Raw genomic sequence first — 1057 nt, forward strand, 5'->3', positions numbered from 1 at the left:
TGACTGGATGGATCATTACAACAAGGAGCGACCGCATTCGGCCCTTGGATATGCTACCCCGGCCGAAGTCAGGCACCTATTAGTGGCTTAAGTGGTCTGAAAAAGAGGGGAGCACTACAGGCCGGCATTGCAGGTCAAGCCAATGTTAGGCGGACGCCTTCGGCGCGGAGAATAAAATGTTTAAATACTATAATAATGAGTCATACTTTTTAGATGTACTAAAGAATAAGCGTTTATATTTTGCTTCGTTTAGGCAATTTAATGACCCATATGAAATATTTGGTTTTTTAAAAAATACTGATGATGGAAAAAGTTATGTAGATAAAAAATTTAAAGATAAAATAAAATGTTGTTGTTTTTCATTAACAAATAGGAATTATTTATTATGGTCTCATTATGGAAAATCACATAGAGGATTTTGCATTGAATTTGATTTTGAAGAATGCATTCAAAATAGTATAAAAAATAACGTGCATATAGTTAATTATAACGGAAAGAAACTTTATGGATTTAAAGTAGATTATAATTCATATGAACTAGAAGTATCATTTAGTAAAAGTAATAAGATTCTAAATTTAAATCAATCAATTGAACTTGTTAGGCATAAATTTGCTGATTGGGAATATGAAAAAGAGTATCGCTTTATTACTGAACAATCAGAACCAGGATTTATTGAAATTCCAAGTGAATCAATTAAATCTATTACATATGGATATAATATTTCTGACCAAAGAATGAAATATTTAGATAAGAGAATTAAAAGAATGGGAATCAATTTAGAAACCAGAAAGCTAAAATTGGCTTGCAATATAGGGCAATTATTGTAAAGTTCGCCTAACACCTGCTTCAACCTTATAAATCCTTTGGCATGGTTTGTAGTGCTCCCCTCTTTTTCAGACCACTTAAGCCACTAATAGGTGCCTGACTTCGGCCGGGGTGTAGTGCTCCCCTCTTTTTCAGACCACTTAAGCCACTAATAGGTGCCTGACTTCGGCCGGGGTAGCATATCCAAGGGCCGAATGCGGTCGCTCCTTGTTGTAATGATCCATCCAGTCAG

General features: G+C 35.0%; 1 protein-coding gene. It reads left to right on the top strand.

The genetic code is table 11. The features are described from left to right. Positions 1-176 precede the first annotated feature (176 nt). Positions 177-827 carry a DUF2971 domain-containing protein gene (locus AAGU07_RS16465; RefSeq protein WP_342460168.1) on the top strand — a complete coding sequence of 217 codons (651 nt, stop codon included), beginning with the start codon at positions 177-179 and terminating at the stop codon, positions 825-827. Positions 828-1057 lie beyond the last annotated feature (230 nt).

The organism is Methanobacterium sp., from assembly GCF_038562635.1.
Classification (GTDB): Archaea; Methanobacteriota; Methanobacteria; order Methanobacteriales; family Methanobacteriaceae; genus Methanobacterium_D.

Excerpts from the sequence above, each read along its gene's own strand:
- AAGU07_RS16465 (WP_342460168.1), top strand. The coding sequence starts at position 177 with ATGTTTAAATACTATAATAATGAGTCATACTTTTTAGATGTACTAAAG.